The 17,165-nt window shown below is 59.1% G+C and carries 19 protein-coding genes; 8 read left to right on the top strand and 11 right to left on the bottom strand.

From position 1 onward, the window contains the following. The first annotated feature begins 25 nt into the window (after nucleotides 1-25). From ABY734_RS01890 to ABY734_RS01905, 4 genes are all read left to right on the top strand, one after another. On the top strand, nucleotides 26-544 hold the full coding sequence (locus ABY734_RS01890) for a TRAP transporter small permease subunit (RefSeq protein WP_372777264.1): 519 nt from the start codon (nucleotides 26-28) through the stop codon (nucleotides 542-544). Beyond that, nucleotides 537-1,922: a TRAP transporter large permease subunit gene (locus ABY734_RS01895; protein ID WP_372777265.1), complete on the top strand. Its 1,386-nt coding sequence runs from the start codon at nucleotides 537-539 to the stop codon at nucleotides 1,920-1,922. The genes ABY734_RS01890 and ABY734_RS01895 overlap by 8 nt, the downstream gene beginning before the upstream one ends. Nucleotides 1,923-2,051: 129 nt before the next feature. Next, nucleotides 2,052-2,444, top strand: coding sequence for an acyl-CoA thioesterase (locus ABY734_RS01900; protein ID WP_372777266.1), 393 nt, complete (start codon nucleotides 2,052-2,054; stop codon nucleotides 2,442-2,444). Between the two features lie 99 nt (nucleotides 2,445-2,543). After that, a complete protein-coding gene (locus tag ABY734_RS01905; protein WP_372777267.1) occupies nucleotides 2,544-3,395 on the top strand; it encodes an SDR family oxidoreductase in 852 nt (283 codons plus the stop codon). A 34-nt stretch (nucleotides 3,396-3,429) separates the two neighbouring features. On the opposite strand, the gene ABY734_RS01910 is transcribed toward ABY734_RS01905, so the two are convergent. Genes ABY734_RS01910 through uvrD form a run of 3 tightly spaced genes read right to left on the bottom strand, consistent with a single transcriptional unit; the run spans nucleotide 3,430 to nucleotide 7,072 of the window. After that, complete coding sequence (locus tag ABY734_RS01910; RefSeq protein ID WP_372777268.1) at nucleotides 3,430-3,723, bottom strand: Dabb family protein; 294 nt, start codon at nucleotides 3,721-3,723, stop codon at nucleotides 3,430-3,432. Between the two features lie 14 nt (nucleotides 3,724-3,737). Then, nucleotides 3,738-4,868, bottom strand: a complete 1,131-nt coding sequence (locus tag ABY734_RS01915; protein ID WP_372777269.1) for a TRAP transporter substrate-binding protein — start codon at nucleotides 4,866-4,868, stop codon at nucleotides 3,738-3,740. 44 nt (nucleotides 4,869-4,912) lie between these two features. Continuing rightward, a complete protein-coding gene (uvrD, locus tag ABY734_RS01920) occupies nucleotides 4,913-7,072 on the bottom strand; it encodes a DNA helicase II (RefSeq protein ID WP_372777270.1) in 2,160 nt (719 codons plus the stop codon). Nucleotides 7,073-7,161: 89 nt separating this feature from the next. Here uvrD and ABY734_RS01925 point away from each other — a divergent pair, with 89 nt between their 5' ends. The 3 genes from ABY734_RS01925 to ABY734_RS01935 all read left to right on the top strand — a co-directional run bounded on the left by ABY734_RS01925 (nucleotide 7,162) and on the right by ABY734_RS01935 (nucleotide 8,883). After that, a complete protein-coding gene (locus tag ABY734_RS01925) occupies nucleotides 7,162-8,016 on the top strand; it encodes an SIS domain-containing protein (protein WP_372777271.1) in 855 nt (284 codons plus the stop codon). A gap of 87 nt (nucleotides 8,017-8,103) precedes the next feature. Beyond that, a complete protein-coding gene (glnK, locus tag ABY734_RS01930; RefSeq protein ID WP_372777272.1) occupies nucleotides 8,104-8,442 on the top strand; it encodes a P-II family nitrogen regulator in 339 nt (112 codons plus the stop codon). A gap of 207 nt (nucleotides 8,443-8,649) precedes the next feature. Continuing rightward, nucleotides 8,650-8,883 (top strand): hypothetical protein, encoded by a 234-nt coding sequence (locus tag ABY734_RS01935; RefSeq protein ID WP_372777273.1) that lies wholly within the window; start codon nucleotides 8,650-8,652, stop codon nucleotides 8,881-8,883. Nucleotides 8,884-8,892: 9 nt separating this feature from the next. Here the strand turns inward: ABY734_RS01935 and ABY734_RS01940 are convergent, their stop codons facing one another. From ABY734_RS01940 to ABY734_RS01965, 6 genes are all read right to left on the bottom strand, one after another. Further along, nucleotides 8,893-9,591, bottom strand: coding sequence for an HAD family hydrolase (locus ABY734_RS01940; protein WP_372777274.1), 699 nt, complete (start codon nucleotides 9,589-9,591; stop codon nucleotides 8,893-8,895). Further along, nucleotides 9,588-10,499, bottom strand: a complete 912-nt coding sequence (gene xerC / locus ABY734_RS01945) for a tyrosine recombinase XerC (protein ID WP_372777276.1) — start codon at nucleotides 10,497-10,499, stop codon at nucleotides 9,588-9,590. The genes ABY734_RS01940 and xerC overlap by 4 nt, the downstream gene beginning before the upstream one ends. Before the next feature lies 1 nt (nucleotide 10,500). Then, nucleotides 10,501-11,193: a DUF484 family protein gene (locus ABY734_RS01950; RefSeq protein ID WP_372777277.1), complete on the bottom strand. Its 693-nt coding sequence runs from the start codon at nucleotides 11,191-11,193 to the stop codon at nucleotides 10,501-10,503. Nucleotides 11,194-11,225: 32 nt separating this feature from the next. Next, nucleotides 11,226-12,056, bottom strand: coding sequence for a diaminopimelate epimerase (gene dapF, locus ABY734_RS01955; protein ID WP_372777278.1), 831 nt, complete (start codon nucleotides 12,054-12,056; stop codon nucleotides 11,226-11,228). 72 nt (nucleotides 12,057-12,128) lie between these two features. Continuing rightward, nucleotides 12,129-13,376 carry a diaminopimelate decarboxylase gene (gene lysA, locus ABY734_RS01960; RefSeq protein ID WP_372777279.1) on the bottom strand — a complete coding sequence of 416 codons (1,248 nt, stop codon included), beginning with the start codon at nucleotides 13,374-13,376 and terminating at the stop codon, nucleotides 12,129-12,131. Further along, nucleotides 13,373-13,516: a lipoprotein gene (locus ABY734_RS01965; protein ID WP_372777280.1), complete on the bottom strand. Its 144-nt coding sequence runs from the start codon at nucleotides 13,514-13,516 to the stop codon at nucleotides 13,373-13,375. The genes lysA and ABY734_RS01965 overlap by 4 nt, the downstream gene beginning before the upstream one ends. 112 nt (nucleotides 13,517-13,628) lie before the next feature. On the opposite strand from ABY734_RS01965, the gene galE reads away from it, so the two are divergent. Further along, nucleotides 13,629-14,654 carry a UDP-glucose 4-epimerase GalE gene (galE, locus tag ABY734_RS01970; RefSeq protein WP_372777281.1) on the top strand — a complete coding sequence of 342 codons (1,026 nt, stop codon included), beginning with the start codon at nucleotides 13,629-13,631 and terminating at the stop codon, nucleotides 14,652-14,654. Here the strand turns inward: galE and ABY734_RS01975 are convergent. After that, the gene (locus ABY734_RS01975; RefSeq protein ID WP_372777282.1) at nucleotides 14,620-15,951 is read right to left on the bottom strand and encodes a S41 family peptidase; all 1,332 of its coding nucleotides are present in this window, start codon (nucleotides 15,949-15,951) and stop codon (nucleotides 14,620-14,622) included. The two genes, galE and ABY734_RS01975, sit on opposite strands and share 35 nt — an antisense overlap. Nucleotides 15,952-16,024: 73 nt before the next feature. Beyond that, nucleotides 16,025-17,161: a murein hydrolase activator EnvC gene (locus ABY734_RS01980; RefSeq protein WP_372777283.1), complete on the bottom strand. Its 1,137-nt coding sequence runs from the start codon at nucleotides 17,159-17,161 to the stop codon at nucleotides 16,025-16,027. Nucleotides 17,162-17,165: the final 4 nt, after the last annotated feature.

Raw genomic sequence — 17,165 nt, forward strand, 5'->3', positions numbered from 1 at the left:
GTCTCGATGTCAGCCGGTGCAGCGCATGCGAATAATAACAGCCCTGTCGTCAACTCTCGACGCCTACAGCGAATCCGTCGGCAAACTGCTGGCCTGGTTGTTGCCGCTGTTGATGATCAATACCTGTCTGGTGGTGTTTTTGCGCTATGGCCTTGAGCAGGGCTCCACCTACCTTCAAGAACTGTCCACCTACCTGCATGCGACCGTGTTCATGCTGGGGGCCGGGTACACGCTGAAACGCGATGCTCACGTCAGAGTGGATGTGCTCTACCGGCGTTTCAGTGCCCGCCGTCAGGCCTGGGTGAATGCCATGGGCACGTTGGTGTTTCTGTTACCGCTGTGTGGCTATGTATTGATCAGCAGCTGGGAGTTTGTGTATCACGCCTGGCTGATCCGCGAGGGCTCGGCCGAGCCCGGCGGGATCCCTGCCGTTTATCTGTTGAAAGCGCTGGTGCCACTGATGGCAGTCAATCTGGCGCTGCAGGGGGTTTCGGAGTTTTGCAAGTCACTCGCGACGCTGTTGGGAGACTCTGCTCATGCTTGAGGCGGTAATCGAGTGGATTCCCCTGATCATGTTCGCGGCGATCTGCCTGGTGCTGATGCTGGGCTACCCGGTGGCCTTCTCGCTGGCGGGCACCGCCATGCTGTTTGCAGGCGTCGGCATTATCGCCGGCTGGTTTGACCCCAACTATCTGTCGGCCCTGCCCTCGAGGCTGTTTGGCACCATCAACAATATAACGCTGATGGCGGTGCCGCTGTTTGTGTTGATGGGCGTATTGCTGGAGCGCAGCCGTATTGCCGAAGAGCTGTTGGATACCATGGCCAAACTGTTCGGGCGCATGCCCGGCGGGCTCGGGATCTCGGTCATTCTGGTGGGTGCGCTGCTGGCGGCAAGTACCGGCATTGTCGGCGCGACGGTGGTAACCATGGGCTTGCTATCCCTGCCCACCATGCTGCGTCGCGGTTACTCGCCCTCGATCGCCAGCGGCACGATCTGTGCCACCGGCACGCTGGGGCAGATTATTCCCCCTTCGATTGCGCTGGTGCTGCTGGGCGATACCTTGTCTACCGCCTACCAGCAGGCGCAGTTGCAGATGAATGTGATCAACCAGGAAACTGTGTCGGTGGGTGACCTGTTTATGGGGGCGCTGGTGCCGGGTGTGCTGCTGGTGCTGCTTTACCTGCTCTATATTATCTTCATTGCCCTGCGCGATCCGGACGGTGTACCGCCAGCAAAGGACATTGGTGAAGTCTCGACCGGACGCCTGCTCGCCAACCTGCTGCCCCCGGTGGGGCTGATTGTGACAGTGCTGGGCTCGATCCTTATTGGTGCGGCCACGCCCACCGAAGCGGCGGCAGTGGGTGCACTGGGCGCGGCGCTGTTGGCCAAACTGAAAGGCGAGTTGTCGCTGCGTCGCCTGCGTGAGGTGGGACAATCGACGCTGGAAGTCACCTGCATGGTGTTTATGATCCTGATTGGGGCGGCGGTGTTCTCGCTGGTGTTTCGGGGCTACGGCGGCGACGAGCTGATTCAGTCGCTGTTTGCACAGTTGGACGGCGGCGTCGGCACGGCGGTATTTGTGGTGATGCTGGCCATCTTCCTGTTGGGCTTTATTCTCGACTTTATCGAAATCACCTTTGTGGTGGTGCCTATTGTCGGCCCGATTCTGCTGGCCATGGGCGTAGATCCGGTATGGCTGGGTATCATGATTGCCCTGAACCTGCAGACCTCCTTTCTCACGCCGCCCTTCGGCTTTGCCTTGTTTTACCTGCGCGGCGTGGCGCCGGAGTCGGTGCGCACCACGGACCTCTATCGGGGCGTTGCCCCCTTTATTGTGCTGCAGCTGCTGATGCTGGGCATGCTCGCGCTGTGGCCTGAGCTGGCAACGGCCTTGCCGGAGTGGGTGCGCTCGCTGCGGTGATTGTCGACCTGTAGAAAAAGGCACAAGCTTTGCTTGCCGGTATAGGCAGGCCGCAATTGACAGGGGGCGGGGAAGCACATACCGTTCCCTCCAACCACAAGAAAGCACTCTGGACGGAAGGATGCACCGATGCGTGACATAGACGATACCCCATTGCCCAGCGGTGAGCTGGCGCTGCAAACGCTGGCGATGCCCGCTGATACCAATCCCAGTGGTGATATTTTTGGGGGGTGGCTCATGTCACAGATGGATCTGGCGGGCTCCATTACCGCCTCGCGTCGCGCCCAGGGACGAACAGCCACCGTCGCCGTGACCGGGATGGCTTTTCTGACGCCGGTCAAGGTGGGCTCGGTGGTGAGCTGCTACACCGACATCGTTGAAGTGGGGCGCAGCTCCATTCGCATCAATGTTGAAGTGTGGATCAACCCGCACAAGGAACCGGTAAAAGTCACCGAGGGCGAATTCGTGTTTGTGGCTATCGATGATCGGGGGCGCACCCGCGCGGTGCCCGACGAAGAGTAAGCGCCAAGCCCAGGGCCATGCGTAATTGCCCGGTAATGACACGGGCGGCCCGGGTGTAGTCTTATAGCGCTCTCGAATAGATAACAATAAGGAATCGCGATGAGTTTGAAAGGCAAGGTTGCTGTAGTTACCGGTGCCACCAGTGGTATAGGTTCGGCCACGGCCGAAGCGATGGCGGCTCAGGGCGCCGAACTGTTTATCGTTTGTCGCAGCGCCGATAAGGGCAAGGCGCTGCTCGACGCTATCCGGCAGAAAACCGGCAATAGCGATCTGCATATGATTGTCGCCGACCTCAGTGTGCAGGCGGATGTGCGTCGGGCGGCCGAAGAATTCCTGAACACCGGCAAGCCGCTACACCTGCTGATCAACAACGCCGGTGTCATTTACACCGAGCGCAAACTCACTGCCGATGGTCTGGAAGAGACTTTTGCGGTGAATCATCTGGCTTATTTTCTGTTCACCGAGCTGCTGCGTGAGCGCATTGTGGAAAGTGCGCCGGCGCGCATTGTCAGTGTGTCCTCCGGCGCCCATGCCTTCTGCAAAGAAATTTACTTCGACGATTTGAACTTCGAAAAACGGCCTTACAAAACCTTTGAGGTTTATGGCCACTCCAAGCTGGCAAATATTTTGTGGACCCGTGAGCTGGCCCGTCAGCTGGAAGGCACCGGGGTAACCGCAAATTGCGTTCACCCGGGAGCAGTGCGCTCCGGGCTGGGCAAGTCCAACGGGCTGCTGGGGAAGGTCATGACAGCGCTGGTTGCCCCGTTTTTCCAGTCGCCGGAAAAGGGCGCCTCGACCTCAATCTATCTGGCGACCTCGCCTGAGGTTGAAGGTGTCAGTGGAAAATACTTCGCCAAGTGCAAGCCGCTGGAGCCCAAGCCTTGGGCGAAGGATGATGCGGCAGCGAAGAAACTGTGGGATGTAAGTCGAGAGTTGGTTGGTCTCGACTAGTGTTCAAGATGTCGCGGGCCAAGCCCGCGCAACATCAGATTTCAATCTGCGCAATCGCCCAGCCTTCCAGAAACGGCCCAACAATTTTCTCCAGCAGCTCGGCGTGTGCCGGGCTGGCCACGTACTCGTCCAGATCTGCTTTATTGTCGAAGTCCAGCATCAGCACATAGTCGTAGTTGCCGGGATAAAACTGCTTGTCCGGGCCGTGGGCGATATTGCGAATGGTGTTGATTTGCTCGGGCAGCGCCGCGTAAGCCGCATTAAAGGTGGTCAGCTGGTCTTCGCTGAGGGTCTGGTTCCATTTCAGTAAAACAAAGTGACGAATCATAGTTATCCCTGTGATTACTCTTCAAGATCGCGGGTATTAATATACGCCTGCTCGGAAATGCGGTGGTAGTTAGCGGCGCCATCGAGAAACTTTTTCCAGCTCTGGTACACTTTTTTGGCCGTCGGATCGCTTTCCGTCACTTCCGCGTAATAGTCATAGGCCGCCTTGCGCAGATGCCGCAGCACATCGTCCGGCAGTTTTTTCACCTGAATGTTGTGCTTGTCCAGCAGGCGGTTCAGGGCAGCGTTGTTGCGCGCCGTGTACTCGTCCAGCATGTCCTGATTGGCGTAGCGCGCCGCCACCTCGACAATGCGCTGCAGATCTTTCGGCAGAGCCTCAAAGGCTTTTCTGTTGACGGTAATTTCCAGGGTCGGGCCGGGCTCGTGCCAGCCGGGATAGTAGTAGTAGCGTGCCACCTCGTGCAGGCCCAGCGCCATATCGTTGTAGGGCGCAACCCATTCGGTCGCGTCGATCACGCCGGTTTGCAGTGAGGTGTAGAGTTCGCCGCCGGGCAGGGTGACAGCGGTGCCGCCGGCGCGGGTGAAGACTTCGCCGCCCACACCGGGGATGCGCATCTTCAGGCCCTTGATGTCGTCGACCGAATTGATCTCCTTGTTAAACCAGCCCGCCATCTGCACGCCGGTGTTGCCACCGGCCAGGGGAATCACGTTGAAGGGGGCGTACACTTCGCGCCACAGTTCGAGGCCGCCGCCATAGTGCAGCCAGCCATTCATTTCCTGCGCTGTCATGCCGAAGGGAACGGAGGTAAAAAACGGCGCTGCCGGCATTTTGCCTTTCCAGTAATAGGCGGCGCTGTGTCCCATCTCCACATTGCCCAGCGATACCGCATCAAACACCCCCAGTGGCGGCACCAGCTCGCCGCCGCCGTAGACTTTGATCAGAAGGCGGCCGCCGCTCATTTCCTTCACTGCTTTAGCGAAATTTTCGGGCGCGGTGCCAAGGCCGGGATAATTTTTCGGCCAGCTGGTTACCAGCTTCCAGTGATAAACCTTCTGGTCCCCGGCCGCGGTAAGGGTATCGCTGCTGAAATCTTCCGCCTGCTCGCCAACGTAGAGCCAGAACAGGCTTACCAGAGCGGCGACAAGGATGAGGATGATAGCGGTCTGTTTATTATTGGAACTCATGGTCTCTCGCTTGCTGTTATGACGCTTAAGGATGCGGTGTCACATCAAAGGACTTCCAGTTTGGCATACTGCAGCACCAGCCATTTGCTGCCCTCGTTTTCAAAATTCACCTGTACCCGGGTGCTGGCACCCTGACCCTCAAAGTTGAGGATGGTGCCCTCACCGAAAATGCTGTGCAAGACACGCTGGCCCAGGGACAGGCCGCTGTCCTCGTCAGTGCTGTGCATGCTGGTGTTGCCAAAGCTGACCGGTCGGGAGATCTGGGTGTTACCGCGCACTTCGCTCATCAGGTCGCGCGGGATCTCTGCCAGAAAACAGGATGGCGAGTTGTAGTTGTCCTGACCGTGCAGGCGACGGGTTTCGGCGTAGGTGAGGTAGAGCTGTTGCTCCGCACGGGTAATGCCGACGTAGCACAGGCGGCGCTCTTCCTCGAGGCTCTGCTCTTCCATCGACATGCGGTGGGGAAAGAGATTCTGTTCCATGCCGGCAATAAACACCACCGGGAATTCCAGCCCCTTGGCGGAGTGCAGGGTCATCATCTGAACACTGTCTTCGTATTCGTCGGCCTGTTGTTCGCCGGCATCCAGCGCAGCCTGATCGAGAAAGGCGCGCAGCAGTGGCACATCTTCATCGTCGGTTTCAAAACCACGCGCGGCGCTGACCAGTTCCTGCAGGTTTTCTACTCGCGCCTGGCCTTTCTCACCTTTTTCTTTTTTGTGGAATTCAATCAGGCCGGAGGCTTCGATAGCGTGATCCACCTGTTCATCCAACGGCAGCTCGGCAATGCTCTGTTCGATATTGCCAATCAGGTCGACAAAGCCCTGCAGTGCGCCGCTGGCTCTTGCTGGCAGCACCTTTTCACGCAAACAGAACTGGGCGGCGGCCCACAGCGAGCAGCCTTGTTCGCGGGCGATCAGCCGCAATTGCTCAACCGTGCGCGCGCCAATACCGCGAGTCGGGGTATTGATGATGCGTTCCAGTGCGGCGTCGTCATCCCTGTGCATGCTCAGGCGAAGGTAGGCCAGAGCATTACGGATTTCCAGGCGGTCGTAAAAGCGCTGGCCACCGTAGATGCGGTAGGGCAATCCGGCGCGGATCAGGTTTTCTTCCAGCACCCGGGATTGGGCATTACTGCGGTAGAGAATGGCGGTGTCGCTACGGGCAAAATCGCCGCCACTGGTCAGGCTGTCGATGCGCTCTGTAATAAAGCGCGCCTCATCCTGCTCGTTAAAGCCGGCGTAGACCTGAATGGGGTCGCCTTCTTCGCCCTGGCTCCAGAGTTCCTTGCCGAGGCGGTCACGGTTGTTGGCGATCACAGCGTTGGCAGCTTTCAGAATGGTCTGGGTTGAACGGTAGTTCTGTTCCAGTCGGATGGTGTCGACGTCGGCAAAATCTTTGGAGAACTGCTGGATATTCTCAATGCGCGCGCCGCGCCAGCCGTAAATACTCTGGTCGTCATCGCCAACCGCCGTGATCGGCACCTGTTTGCCGGCCAGCACGCGCAGCCAGGCGTATTGAATGGTGTTGGTATCCTGAAACTCGTCCACCAGAATATGGCGGAAGCGGCTCTGGTAGTGGCCCAGCAGCGCCGGATGATTGAGCCAGATTTCGTGGGCGCGCAGCAGCAGCTCGGCGAAGTCGACGACGCCTTGCTGCTGGCAGATTTCCTCATAGCGGCGGTATACCCGCAGCATGGTGGTCACAAACAGGTCGTGGCCGAAGTCTTCAATGTGCCGGGAGCGTTTGCCTTCGTCTTTCTGGCCGTTGATAAACCACTGCGACTGGCGCGGTGGCCAGCGGCTTTCGTCCAGCTCCAGCTCCCGGTGGATGCGTTTGAGCAGACGCAGCTGATCGTCGCTGTCCAGAATTTGGAAGTTGTCCGGCAGGCCGGCATCCTTGGCGTGGGCTTTCAGCAAGCGATGGGCGAGCCCGTGGAAGGTACCCACCCACATGCCGGCGTGGCTGTAACCGAGCAGCTCTTCGATACGGCCGCGCATTTCCCGGGCTGCCTTGTTGGTAAAGGTGACCGCGAGAATACTGTGGGGTGAGTAGCCTTCGGCCTGAATCAGCCAGGCGATGCGGTGCACCAATACCCGGGTTTTACCACTGCCGGCGCCGGCCAGCACCAGAGCATTGCCCGGCGGTGCGGCGACAGCCTGGCGCTGGGCATCGTTGAGGTGATTGAGAATATGAGATACGTCCATGGGGCGGCATTCTAGCGTGAATTGAGGGCGCGCGCTCGGACGTCTCGATCCGAATAAGCTACAATCTGCCCGAAAAGGAGCCGCCTCGCATGAAGCCCCGCAATATCATTCGCGCCATCGAAAATGGCCGCCACGAGCTGCGCAAATCCGAGCGCAAGGTGGCGGACTTTGTGCTCGCTCGGGCCGAGGACGTGATTCATATGCGGATTGTGGATCTGGCGCAGGAATCCAATGTCAGTGAGCCGACGGTGGTGCGCTTCTGTCGCGCCATTGGCTGCGACGGTTTTCAGTCCTTCAAGCTGGCCCTGGCTCAGCACGTGGCTCACAGCCCGCGCTATCAGCACTATCGCTTCACCGAGCAGGACTCAGCCTTCGACTATACCTTTAAGGTCTTCGACGCGACCATGGAAACCCTCAAGCGGGTGCGCGACAACATCGATGTGAAGGCCATTGAGCAGGCAGTAGATGCGCTGTGTTCGGCTAATCGGGTGGAGTTTTACGGCTTTGGCGCGTCGAGCGCGGTTGCCACCGATGCCCAGCACAAGTTCTTCCGCCTGCAGATTTCGTCCAGCGCCTATTCTGACCCCCATCTGCAGGCCATGTCGGCCATGTCGCTGCGTCGTGGAGATGTGGTAGTGGCCATTTCCCAGTCCGGGCGGACTCAGGCGCTGATTGATGCCATTCATCTGGTGAGGGAAACCGGTGCCACGGTGATTGGGCTGGCGCCGAGTGCCACGCCGGTGGCGGATGCCTGTGATGTGGCCATTTTCATTGACGTGGAAGAGGACAATGAAAACTATACGCCGCTGCCCTCGCGCATTGCCCATATGGCGGTGATCGATATTCTGGCGGTGGGTGTGTCCCGGGCCAAGGGCCCGTCGGTGCGCGAGCACTTGGCCACCCTGAATCGCGGGCTGCAATCCTTGCGCGTATCCCGCGACTGAGGCGGCGTCGTCAGACAGTTGCAACTGTCTGGGGGCTGGGCTAACGTGCTTCGATATTTGACGATTTCCTGTTAAGGGGGAAACTGAATGAAACTGGTAACGGCGGTAATCAAGCCTTTTAAACTCGACGATGTGCGCGCGGCTCTGTCCGACGTGGGTGTCCAGGGCATCACTGCCACGGAAGTGAAAGGCTTTGGTCGACAGAAGGGGCATACCGAGCTCTATCGCGGCGCCGAGTACGTGGTGGACTTTCTGCCAAAGGTTAAACTCGAAATTGCGGTTTCTGACGGTGAAGTTGAGCGGGTTATCGAGGCGATTGCAAAATCCGCCAACACCGGAAAGATCGGCGACGGCAAAATTTTTGTCAGTGCGCTGGAGCAGGTCATTCGCATTCGGACCGGCGAAACCGGCGAAGAAGCTATCTAGTCTTTCCCCCTCGGCCTGTCTGTTCTGGCGGGCCGCATTGCACTCTCCTTGTTCAGCACTGTTTGTACCTTGATATAAGCACCTCCTCGAATAGAACAAAAAATACTAGCCGGCGCGCTATTTCCCTATTGTGTTTTGCGTTGTTAAAAGGCAATTTGCGCGGAAAAGCTTCATGTGGTGGTGTGGGCAATAAGAGAGGTTTGCATCATGGGTAGTAGCCGAAGAGACCGGTCGTTTGACGACGACTTTACCGACAGTGTTGAAGAGCCGTGGGATAGCACTGACGACAATCATACACTGACGGCGCGTGAGCGTATTCGTCGTCAGCTGGCCGCTGATGTTGAGGCGTTTTTATCTCAGGGCGGTCAGATACAGCGCCTGGATACAACGGCTCACGCCGAGAACTACGCGGAAAAAGTCGGCGATAACGATCTTTTTTAGGCGAAGGGGTTAGCGGCTTTGCTGATCCAGATTCTGGATCAGTTCCGGCACCGTGCGCCAGTCTGAAAAGGCTGGTCCGGTTGCCGAATGTTTTCCGGTAATACAGGCCTGCAGTGTCAGCATGCCCAGTGCCATCGCCGGTTCGATATCGTGGAACGGATCGTCGCCGATATGCAGGGCTTGTTCGGCGCTGACGCCGCCCTTCTCTAAGGCCGCTTCGAAAATCTCCGGAGCGGGTTTACTGATTTTTAAATCCTCTGCCCGAAACGCTGCCGAGAAATAGCGTCCAATCGGCATGCGTGTCACATCGGCATTGCCGTTGGTAACCGCGATCAGCTGATAGCGATCGGCCAATTGAGCGAGGGCCTGTTCGGCGTGGGGAAACAGATCGACATTCTGGCGGGCACTCAGAAAAACCTCGAAAGCCTGTTCCGCCAGTGAGCGCGCTCGCGCTTCATCAAAGCCTTCCTCCTGTAACTGACAGTGCAGGCTGTCGCGGCGCCAGCGGCTGATGTCGTGCTGCAGCTCCGGGTGGCGCTTAAGGTGTTCCAGCCGGTAAGCCCTGAGGTCTTCACTACCCAGTTTGGTAAACAGAGCGGGCTCCTGTTGCCGCAGGAAATTGTGGTACACCACTTCGGCGCGGCCAATCACGTCGTCCACTGGCCAGAGGGTATCGTCCAGATCGAAGGTAATCAGCTTGATGCTCATGTGGATTCTTTTTTGCGCCGGGCGGCCCGGGGGTGCGATTTGTCGTATACCTTGGACAGGTGTTGAAAATCCAGGTGGGTATAAACCTGGGTAGTGGAGAGGTTGGCGTGGCCGAGCAGCTCCTGCACTGCGCGCAGATCGCTGCTGGACTCCAGCAGGTGGCTGGCGAAGGAATGGCGCAGCATATGCGGATGTACCGGTTGGTAGAGCCCCTGTTTTTGACCGAGCAGCTTGAGTCGCGACTGAATGCTACGGGTGCTCAGACGCTGGCCGCGCTGGCTGAGAAACAGCGCGGTTTCGCCGCTGTCAGGGCAATGCAGGTGGCGGGCTTTCAGCCATTGCCGGAGGGCTTTCAGTGCCATGCGGCCAACTGGGACGGTGCGGGTCTTGCTGCCCTTACCGGTGACGGTGATCAGGGCTTCCTGAAAGCGGATGTCGTCGGTATTGAGGGTGGCGAGCTCGGTAAGTCGCAAGCCGGACGAGTAAAACAATTCGGCGATCGCCTGGTCGCGCAACCCCAGCCAGCTGTCTTCCGGGCTGGCGAGCATCTGCTCCATGTCCTCCGGGCTGAGTGCCTTGGGCAGACGTTTGGGTGACTTGGGGGCCTGAATGCCAACAGCAGGATTGTTTTCGCACGCGCCGATGCGTACCTGATAGTTGAAGTAGGTGCGCAGGGCGGAGAGCTGGCGCTGCAGGCTGCGGCCGCCGGTGCCGCCGGCGCGGCGCTGGCTGATAAAGTGACGGATGGCCGCCATGTCGATGTCGCCGGGGCGGGTGAAGCCCTGACTGTCACAAAAGCCCAGAAACTGTTCCAGGTCGCGACGGTAGCCGCTAAGGGTGTGCGGGCTCAAACGGCGGGCAGATTGCAGGTAGTCCAGAAACTCGCTGACACTCGTTGCTAGCGGCATGTCACGCTTTTAACAGCCGCGGCAGGCAGCGGTTGATCACTTCGGCTATGTAGCCTAAAAACAGGGTGTCCATGCTGCTCTGGAAGTGTTGCGGGTCGCGACTGCCAATGGCGATGACGCCCAGCGGTCGGTCCCGGTGCAGGGGGACAACGGCCGCGGAGCCCACTTTGTCGGCGTTGCGTTCACCGAACAGAAACTGGATTTCCGTATCGCGCAGATTGCCGCAGATGGCTTTGTTGTTTTTCAGAATGCTGCCGATGTAGTTGCTGGCTTCCGACTCGGTGGTAACCCGCAGTCGCGAATTGCTGACCACCGGGTTGCCGAACACGATCAGGCTGGCGGCATCGATCTGGAAGTTCTCGGTCAGATGCTGGCAGAAAACGTTGGAGAGTTCGTCGGCGCGGCGGGCGTCCACCAGCGCCAGAATCAGGGCTTTGGTCTTTTCAAACAGCACGTCGTTGCGCTGGGCATTTTCCAGCAGGTTGCTCAGCCGGGTGCGCATTTCCATATTGCGCTCGCGCAGCAGGCCCACCTGACGTTCGGTCAGCGACACCGCTTTGCCGCTGTCCTGAGAGAGCTTCAGCTCGGCCAGCAGGTCTTCGTGCTTCAGGAAAAAACCGGGGTGATTGCGCAGATAGCGTGCGACATCGTCTTCATTCAGGCTGTCTTTTTTCTTGTCGGTCGATGTATCCACGTCGCGAGTACCTGTCCCCTGGATGTTATAGATTATATGCGCACCTGGCCTTCAAAGACGGTGGTGGCTGGCCCGGTCATGATAACGGGATGCCCCTCCCCCTGCCAGCTCAGCGTCAGCTCGCCCCCTTTCAGTTCGGCGGTGGCAGTGTTGTCGAGCAGGCCGCGCTGTACGCCGGCGACCATGGCCGCGCAGGCGCCGCTGCCGCAGGCGAGGGTTTCACCGACCCCGCGCTCAAACACACGCAGGCGAAAACGCTGCCGGTCCAGCACCTGCATAAAACCGACATTTACCCTTTTAGGAAAGCGCGGGTGAGACTCCAGTTTCGGGCCCAGAGTTTCCACTGGCGCGCTATCCGTATCCTCCACCTGCAGCACCACGTGGGGATTGCCCATCGAGATGGCGCTGACGGTATAGGTCTGGCCGTCGGCCTCAAGCGCGTAGGTGCTAGCGCGCTGATCGGCATTGAAGGGAATATCGGCGGGCTCCAGAATGGGGGCCCCCATATCCACTTTTACCTGCTTGTGTTCGTCGATTTCGAGACTGATGACACCGTTGCAGGTTTCCACCCGGATCGGGTTATTGCCGGTAAGTTTTTTGTCGCGCACAAAGCGGGCAAAGCAGCGGGCGCCGTTGCCGCACTGCTCAACTTCACTGCCTTCGGCGTTGAAGATCCGGTAGCGAAAGTCCACGTCCGGGCGCTGGGGCGGCTCAACCACCAGCAGCTGATCGCAACCAACCCCAAAATGGCGATCGGCGATTTTGCGAACGTGGTGGGGTTTGAGATTGAAGCGCTGGGTGATCAGGTCGACGACGACAAAGTCGTTCCCGAGCCCATGCATTTTGGTAAATCTGAGCAGCATATCCGGCACCTGTGCGCCTCGCCGAAGGCGCGTCAAAGGGGTGATGCCGGCACTGCTGTCAGAGAGTGTCTCTCAGGGGAGCAGCTGTTCACCCAGCATCAGGTCGGCGAGTGATTCCCGCGCCCGGATCAGATGAACCTGGTCGTCATCGACCATGACCTCTGCGGCGCGTCCACGGCTATTGTAATTGGAACTCATGGTAAATCCATAGGCGCCGGCAGAAGCCAGGGCCAGCAGATCCCCTTCGGCCAGCGCCAGCTCGCGATCTTTGGCGAGGAAATCGCCGGTTTCGCATACAGGGCCAACCACGTCGTAGGCCTTGGTCTCGCCATTTCGCGTTTTGACTGGCAGCAGATCCATCCACGCGCTGTAGAGGGCGGGGCGCAGCATGTCGTTCATGGCGGCGTCGACAATGGCGAAGTTTTTATGCTCGTTGTGCTTAAGGTATTCCACTTTGGTCAGCAGCATACCGGCGTTGGCGACCAGTGAGCGGCCCGGCTCGAACAGCAACTTCAGTTTGCGATCGCCCAGGCGCTCGCGCACAGCCCCGATATAGGCGGCCGGGGTCGGTGGGGTTTCGTCGCGGTATTTCACGCCGAGGCCGCCTCCCAAATCGAGGTGGCTGATGGTGATACCCAGCTCCGCCAGTTCGTCGATCAGCAGCAGCACCCGGTCGAGTGCATCGAGAAAGGGGCTGACATCGGTAAGCTGGGAACCGATATGGCAATCCACACCAATCACGTTGATGTGCTCCAGATCGCGGGCGCGAGTGTAGACCTGCGGCGCCTCTTTGATATCAATGCCAAATTTGTTGTCGCGCAGCCCGGTGGAGATATAGGGGTGGGTCTGGGCGTCCACATCCGGATTAACCCGGATGGAGACCGGGGCCTGCATGTTCAGCTCGCCGGCGACGCGATCCAGGCGCTCAAGCTCGGAGGCGGATTCCACATTAAAGCAGCCGATACCGGCTTTGAGAGCTTCGGCCATTTCCTCGGCGGTTTTGCCTACGCCGGAAAACACCACCCGGCTGGCCTCGCCGCCGGCGGCCAGTACCCTTGCCAGCTCACCGGCAGAGACAATATCAAAGCCCGCACCGAGGCGGGCCAGCACATTCAGCACACCGATATTGGAATTGGCCTTGACCGCATAGCAGACCTGATGGGGTATACCCTCCAGTGCCTCGGTGTAATTGCGATAGGCGGTTTCGATATGCCCGCGCGAATAGACGTAGGTGGGGCTGCCATAGCGCTCGGCGATGGTACTCAGCGCCACATTTTCGGCAAACAGCTCGCCGCTTTGGTAGTGAAAGTCAGCGCTCATCGGGCCTGCTCCTGGGGGTTCTCGGCGGAGTTGGCAGCGGGTTCGTCGGGCAGACGCAGCGGGCCTTTCTGTCCGCAGCCTGCCAGCAGAAACAGGGCGAAAAAGAGACTCATTGTGCGCAGTGTCAGAGCATGTGCCATCGGGAAAGTCGCCGCCAAGGTGAAAAGGGCGGCATTATACCGGAAACGCCGGCAGTTGCCTGCCCGCGGCGATTGCTGAACAATAGCGACCTTTCGCGAATTTGGAGCAGGCATGAAGCGCATTCTGGTAACCGGCGGCGCCGGCTATATCGGCAGTCACACGGTCGTCGAGCTGCTAACCGCAGGCTGTGAGGTGACCATCGTTGACAACCTCAGCAACAGTCACCGGGTTGTGTTGGAGCGCATTGCGACCATCAGTGGTCAGGCGCCGGATTTTATCGAGGGTGATATTCGCGATCAGGCTTTGCTGGAGGGTGCCCTGAAACATTCCGCTGCCGAGGCCGTGATTCAATTTGCCGGTCTCAAGGCCGTGGGTGAAAGTGTCGAGCTGCCGCTGAAATACTACGACAATAACGTGAACGGCACCTTGGTGCTGTGCGCCGCCATGCAGGCGGTGGGCGTTAAAAACCTGATTTTCAGTTCGTCGGCCACCGTTTACGGCTCCGAGGCGGCAGTGCCCTATCGGGAGGACATGCCGCTGGGCCGGGCGACCAACCCTTACGGTGCCTCAAAGGCGATGATCGAGCGGGTGCTTGAAGATCAGTGCATAGCCGACGGTGAGTGGTCGGTGGCGGCGCTGCGTTATTTCAACCCCATCGGCGCCCACGTTTCTGGCTTGATCGGCGAAGACCCGCAGGGAATCCCGAACAATCTGATGCCCTTTATCAGTAAAGTGGCTGTGGGGCAGCTGCCGGAACTGGCGATTTTTGGCGATGACTACGATACCCCGGATGGCACCTGCATCCGCGATTACCTGCATGTGGCGGATCTGGCTGACGGCCACGTGAAGGCCTTGGGCGCACTGGCAAAACCGGGTTACCACGTGTTTAACCTCGGCACCGGTCGCGGCTACTCTGTGAAGGAAATGGTGGAGACCTTTCAGCGAGTGACGGGACAGGCTGTTCCGCACCGCTACGCACCGCGCCGGGAAGGGGATCTGGCCGCCGTGTGGGCCGACGCCGATAAGGCGAAGCGGGAGCTGGGCTGGTCGGCGGATACGCCGTTGGAGAAGATGATGGAAGATACCTGGCGCTGGCAGAGTGCTAATCCGCAGGGGTATTTAACGTCGGACGTTTAGCGTCCGACGCAACAGGCCTTACCCGCTCCCCCATCAGATAAATCCCTTTCAACAGGTTCAGCGCCTCAAACAGCTGGTTGTCGTCTTCCGCCAGCGAGTTGCCTTTACCGTTTTTCTTGCGGCTGCTGCTGGTGCTCTCTTTGCCGTCGTCACGGGTCAGGTGACCGTGCAAATCTGCTTCAGTCACTTCGCCGTTTTTCTCCAGCGTTTGAATGCGAGCTCGCTCCAAGACAATGTCAGGGGTTATGCCCTGGGCCTGGATGGAGCGTCCGCTGGGGGTGAAGTAACGAGCGGTGGTGATCTTGATCGCCCGGTCGCGACTCAGCGGCAGCACCGTTTGTACCGAACCTTTGCCAAAGCTCTGGGTGCCGACGATCAGGGCGCGTTTGTGATCCTGCAGGGCTCCGGCGACGATTTCCGAGGCGGAGGCAGAGCCGCCATTGATCAGTACGACCAGCGGGGTTTCATCCGCGGGCTCGGTGGCGCTGGCTTCAAAAATGGTTTTGGAGCTGGGGATGCGGCCTTCGGTGTAGACGATCGTTCCTTCGTTGAGAAAGATATCGGCCAACTCGATTGACGATTGCAGCAGACCACCGGGGTTGTTGCGCAAATCCAGCACGATGCCCTTGAGGGGTTGGTTGCTGCGCTTGAGTTTGTCCAGTTCGCGCCGGAAGTCGTTGGCGGTTTTGGTCTGGAACTGGGCAACGCGGATATAGCCGAAACCCGGTTCGAGGGTTTTCGAGCGGACACTGGCCACGGTGATAATGTCGCGGGTCAGGGTGATATCAAAGGGGGCGTTGATGCCTTCGCGCACAATGGTCAGGACAATTTTGGTGCCCTTGGGGCCGCGCATCGCATCCACCGCTTCCTGCAGGCTCATGCCTTTTACCGGTTTGTCATCCAGCTCGATAATCAGGTCGCCGCTGCGAATATCCGCTTTTTTGGCCGGGCTGTCGTCGATGGGGGCAATCACTTTGACAAAGCCGTTCTCCATGCCCACCTCCAAACCGAGGCCGCCAAACTCGCCGGTGGTGTTGGTCTGCAGGTGGTCGTAGGAGCTGGCGTCCAGGTAAGCGGAGTGCGGGTCGAGCCCGGCGAGCAGACCGCGAATGGCGTCTTCGAGCAGCTCGCGATCCTCAACTTCGTCCACGTAGGCGCTGCGCACCTGATTGAATACATCGGCAAACAGGCGCAGGTCTTCCAGCGGCAGTTCGCCCTGTTCGTCTGTGTTGTCGTTGGCGTAAACGGCACAGGATAGAAGGCAGGCGGCAAGGGCAGTCGAAATCAGTCGCTTCATCGGTTCGGTTTACTCTGAAACTTTGCAGGCATTGTACATAGATGTTGTGGGAGACCCTAGGGTAGAGGGTCTCCTAACCCCGGCACCACGCCGAGGGATTGGTCGGGCGCCCGTTCTTGCGAATTTCAAAATACAGGGCGGTTTCGCTGCGCCCGCCGCTGTTACCCACGGTGGCAATGGTGTCGCCGGCCTTGACCCAGTCGCCGGTATCGAACAACAGCGACTCGTTGTGGCCGTAGAGGCTCATGTAGCCGCCGCCGTGATCGACAATGATCAGCAGACCTGCGCCGCGCAGCCAATCGGAAAAGACCACCCGGCCGTGGTGAATGGCTTTGACCGGGCTGCCTTTGGCGGAGGCGATGACGACACCATTCCAGTTCATGCTGGAACCGTCGCGGCTGCTGCCGAAACGGTGCAGCTGTTTGCCGGCAGTCGGCCAGGCCATTTTGCCGCGCCGGGTATGAAAAGGGTTGTAGCTCTCCGGCAGGCTGATGTTGGTGACTTCTTCCTCAATGGCCTGCAGCAGTTTCAGCAGGTCGTCCTGCTCGGCGCGCATGGCATGCAGTTTCTGGTCGCGGCTGCTGATCTGTGCGTCGAGTGCGGCGACCGTCGCAGCCCGTTCGCGCTGTTTGTCAGCCAGTGCGTTGCGCTGGGCGGCCAGTTGCGCGCGGCTGTTTTCCAGGGCTTCGGTTTCCCGCTGGATTGCAGGCTCAAGGGCGCTGATCTCTTTCAGGGTGCTGCGATATGACTCGATTTCTTCGGCTCGGGCTTTGTTGAAGTAGTCGTAGTACACCAGCGCCCGGCTGAGGGTGTCCGGGGATTCCTGATTCAGCAGCATTTTCAGCTTTTTTTCCTGGCCGAGCTGATAGGCCGCCAGTATCTGCTGCTCGATCAGCTGCTCCTGTTGCTCGCGCTGGCGATTGAGGCTTCGTTTCCGGGTGTCCAGTTCGTCGAGTTTCTGCTTCTGGCGGTCGAGATCGCGCTGGGTGTTGCGCAGCTGGCGCTGCAGTTCTCCCAGTTTTGTTTCGATGGTGCGCAGTGCCTTTTGCTCGCTGCTGCGTTTTTCGCGCTGGCTGTTGAGTTCGCGTTGAACGGCCGTGATCCGGTTCTTCAGGTTCTTGAGCTGTTCGCGCTTGTCGGCGTCGGCGAATGCCTCCGACTGCCCGCCAAGGGCAATCAGCAGCGCGAGGGCGAGGCGTCGCGCCAGCACCGGA

Origin of the sequence: Litorivivens sp. (assembly GCF_041624475.1) — a bacterium.
In the GTDB taxonomy this organism is placed as follows: Bacteria; Pseudomonadota; Gammaproteobacteria; order Pseudomonadales; family Spongiibacteraceae; genus Litorivivens.

Excerpts from the sequence above, each read along its gene's own strand:
- ABY734_RS01890 (WP_372777264.1), top strand. The coding sequence starts at position 26 with ATGCGAATAATAACAGCCCTGTCGTCAACTCTCGACGCCTACAGCGAA.
- ABY734_RS01895 (WP_372777265.1), top strand. The coding sequence starts at position 537 with ATGCTTGAGGCGGTAATCGAGTGGATTCCCCTGATCATGTTCGCGGCG.
- ABY734_RS01900 (WP_372777266.1), top strand. The coding sequence starts at position 2,052 with ATGCGTGACATAGACGATACCCCATTGCCCAGCGGTGAGCTGGCGCTG.
- ABY734_RS01905 (WP_372777267.1), top strand. The coding sequence starts at position 2,544 with ATGAGTTTGAAAGGCAAGGTTGCTGTAGTTACCGGTGCCACCAGTGGT.
- ABY734_RS01910 (WP_372777268.1), bottom strand. The coding sequence starts at position 3,723 with ATGATTCGTCACTTTGTTTTACTGAAATGGAACCAGACCCTCAGCGAA.
- ABY734_RS01915 (WP_372777269.1), bottom strand. The coding sequence starts at position 4,868 with ATGAGTTCCAATAATAAACAGACCGCTATCATCCTCATCCTTGTCGCC.
- uvrD (WP_372777270.1), bottom strand. The coding sequence starts at position 7,072 with ATGGACGTATCTCATATTCTCAATCACCTCAACGATGCCCAGCGCCAG.
- ABY734_RS01925 (WP_372777271.1), top strand. The coding sequence starts at position 7,162 with ATGAAGCCCCGCAATATCATTCGCGCCATCGAAAATGGCCGCCACGAG.
- glnK (WP_372777272.1), top strand. The coding sequence starts at position 8,104 with ATGAAACTGGTAACGGCGGTAATCAAGCCTTTTAAACTCGACGATGTG.
- ABY734_RS01935 (WP_372777273.1), top strand. The coding sequence starts at position 8,650 with ATGGGTAGTAGCCGAAGAGACCGGTCGTTTGACGACGACTTTACCGAC.
- ABY734_RS01940 (WP_372777274.1), bottom strand. The coding sequence starts at position 9,591 with ATGAGCATCAAGCTGATTACCTTCGATCTGGACGATACCCTCTGGCCA.
- xerC (WP_372777276.1), bottom strand. The coding sequence starts at position 10,499 with ATGCCGCTAGCAACGAGTGTCAGCGAGTTTCTGGACTACCTGCAATCT.
- dapF (WP_372777278.1), bottom strand. The coding sequence starts at position 12,056 with ATGCTGCTCAGATTTACCAAAATGCATGGGCTCGGGAACGACTTTGTC.
- lysA (WP_372777279.1), bottom strand. The coding sequence starts at position 13,376 with ATGAGCGCTGACTTTCACTACCAAAGCGGCGAGCTGTTTGCCGAAAAT.
- ABY734_RS01965 (WP_372777280.1), bottom strand. The coding sequence starts at position 13,516 with ATGGCACATGCTCTGACACTGCGCACAATGAGTCTCTTTTTCGCCCTG.
- galE (WP_372777281.1), top strand. The coding sequence starts at position 13,629 with ATGAAGCGCATTCTGGTAACCGGCGGCGCCGGCTATATCGGCAGTCAC.
- ABY734_RS01975 (WP_372777282.1), bottom strand. The coding sequence starts at position 15,951 with ATGAAGCGACTGATTTCGACTGCCCTTGCCGCCTGCCTTCTATCCTGT.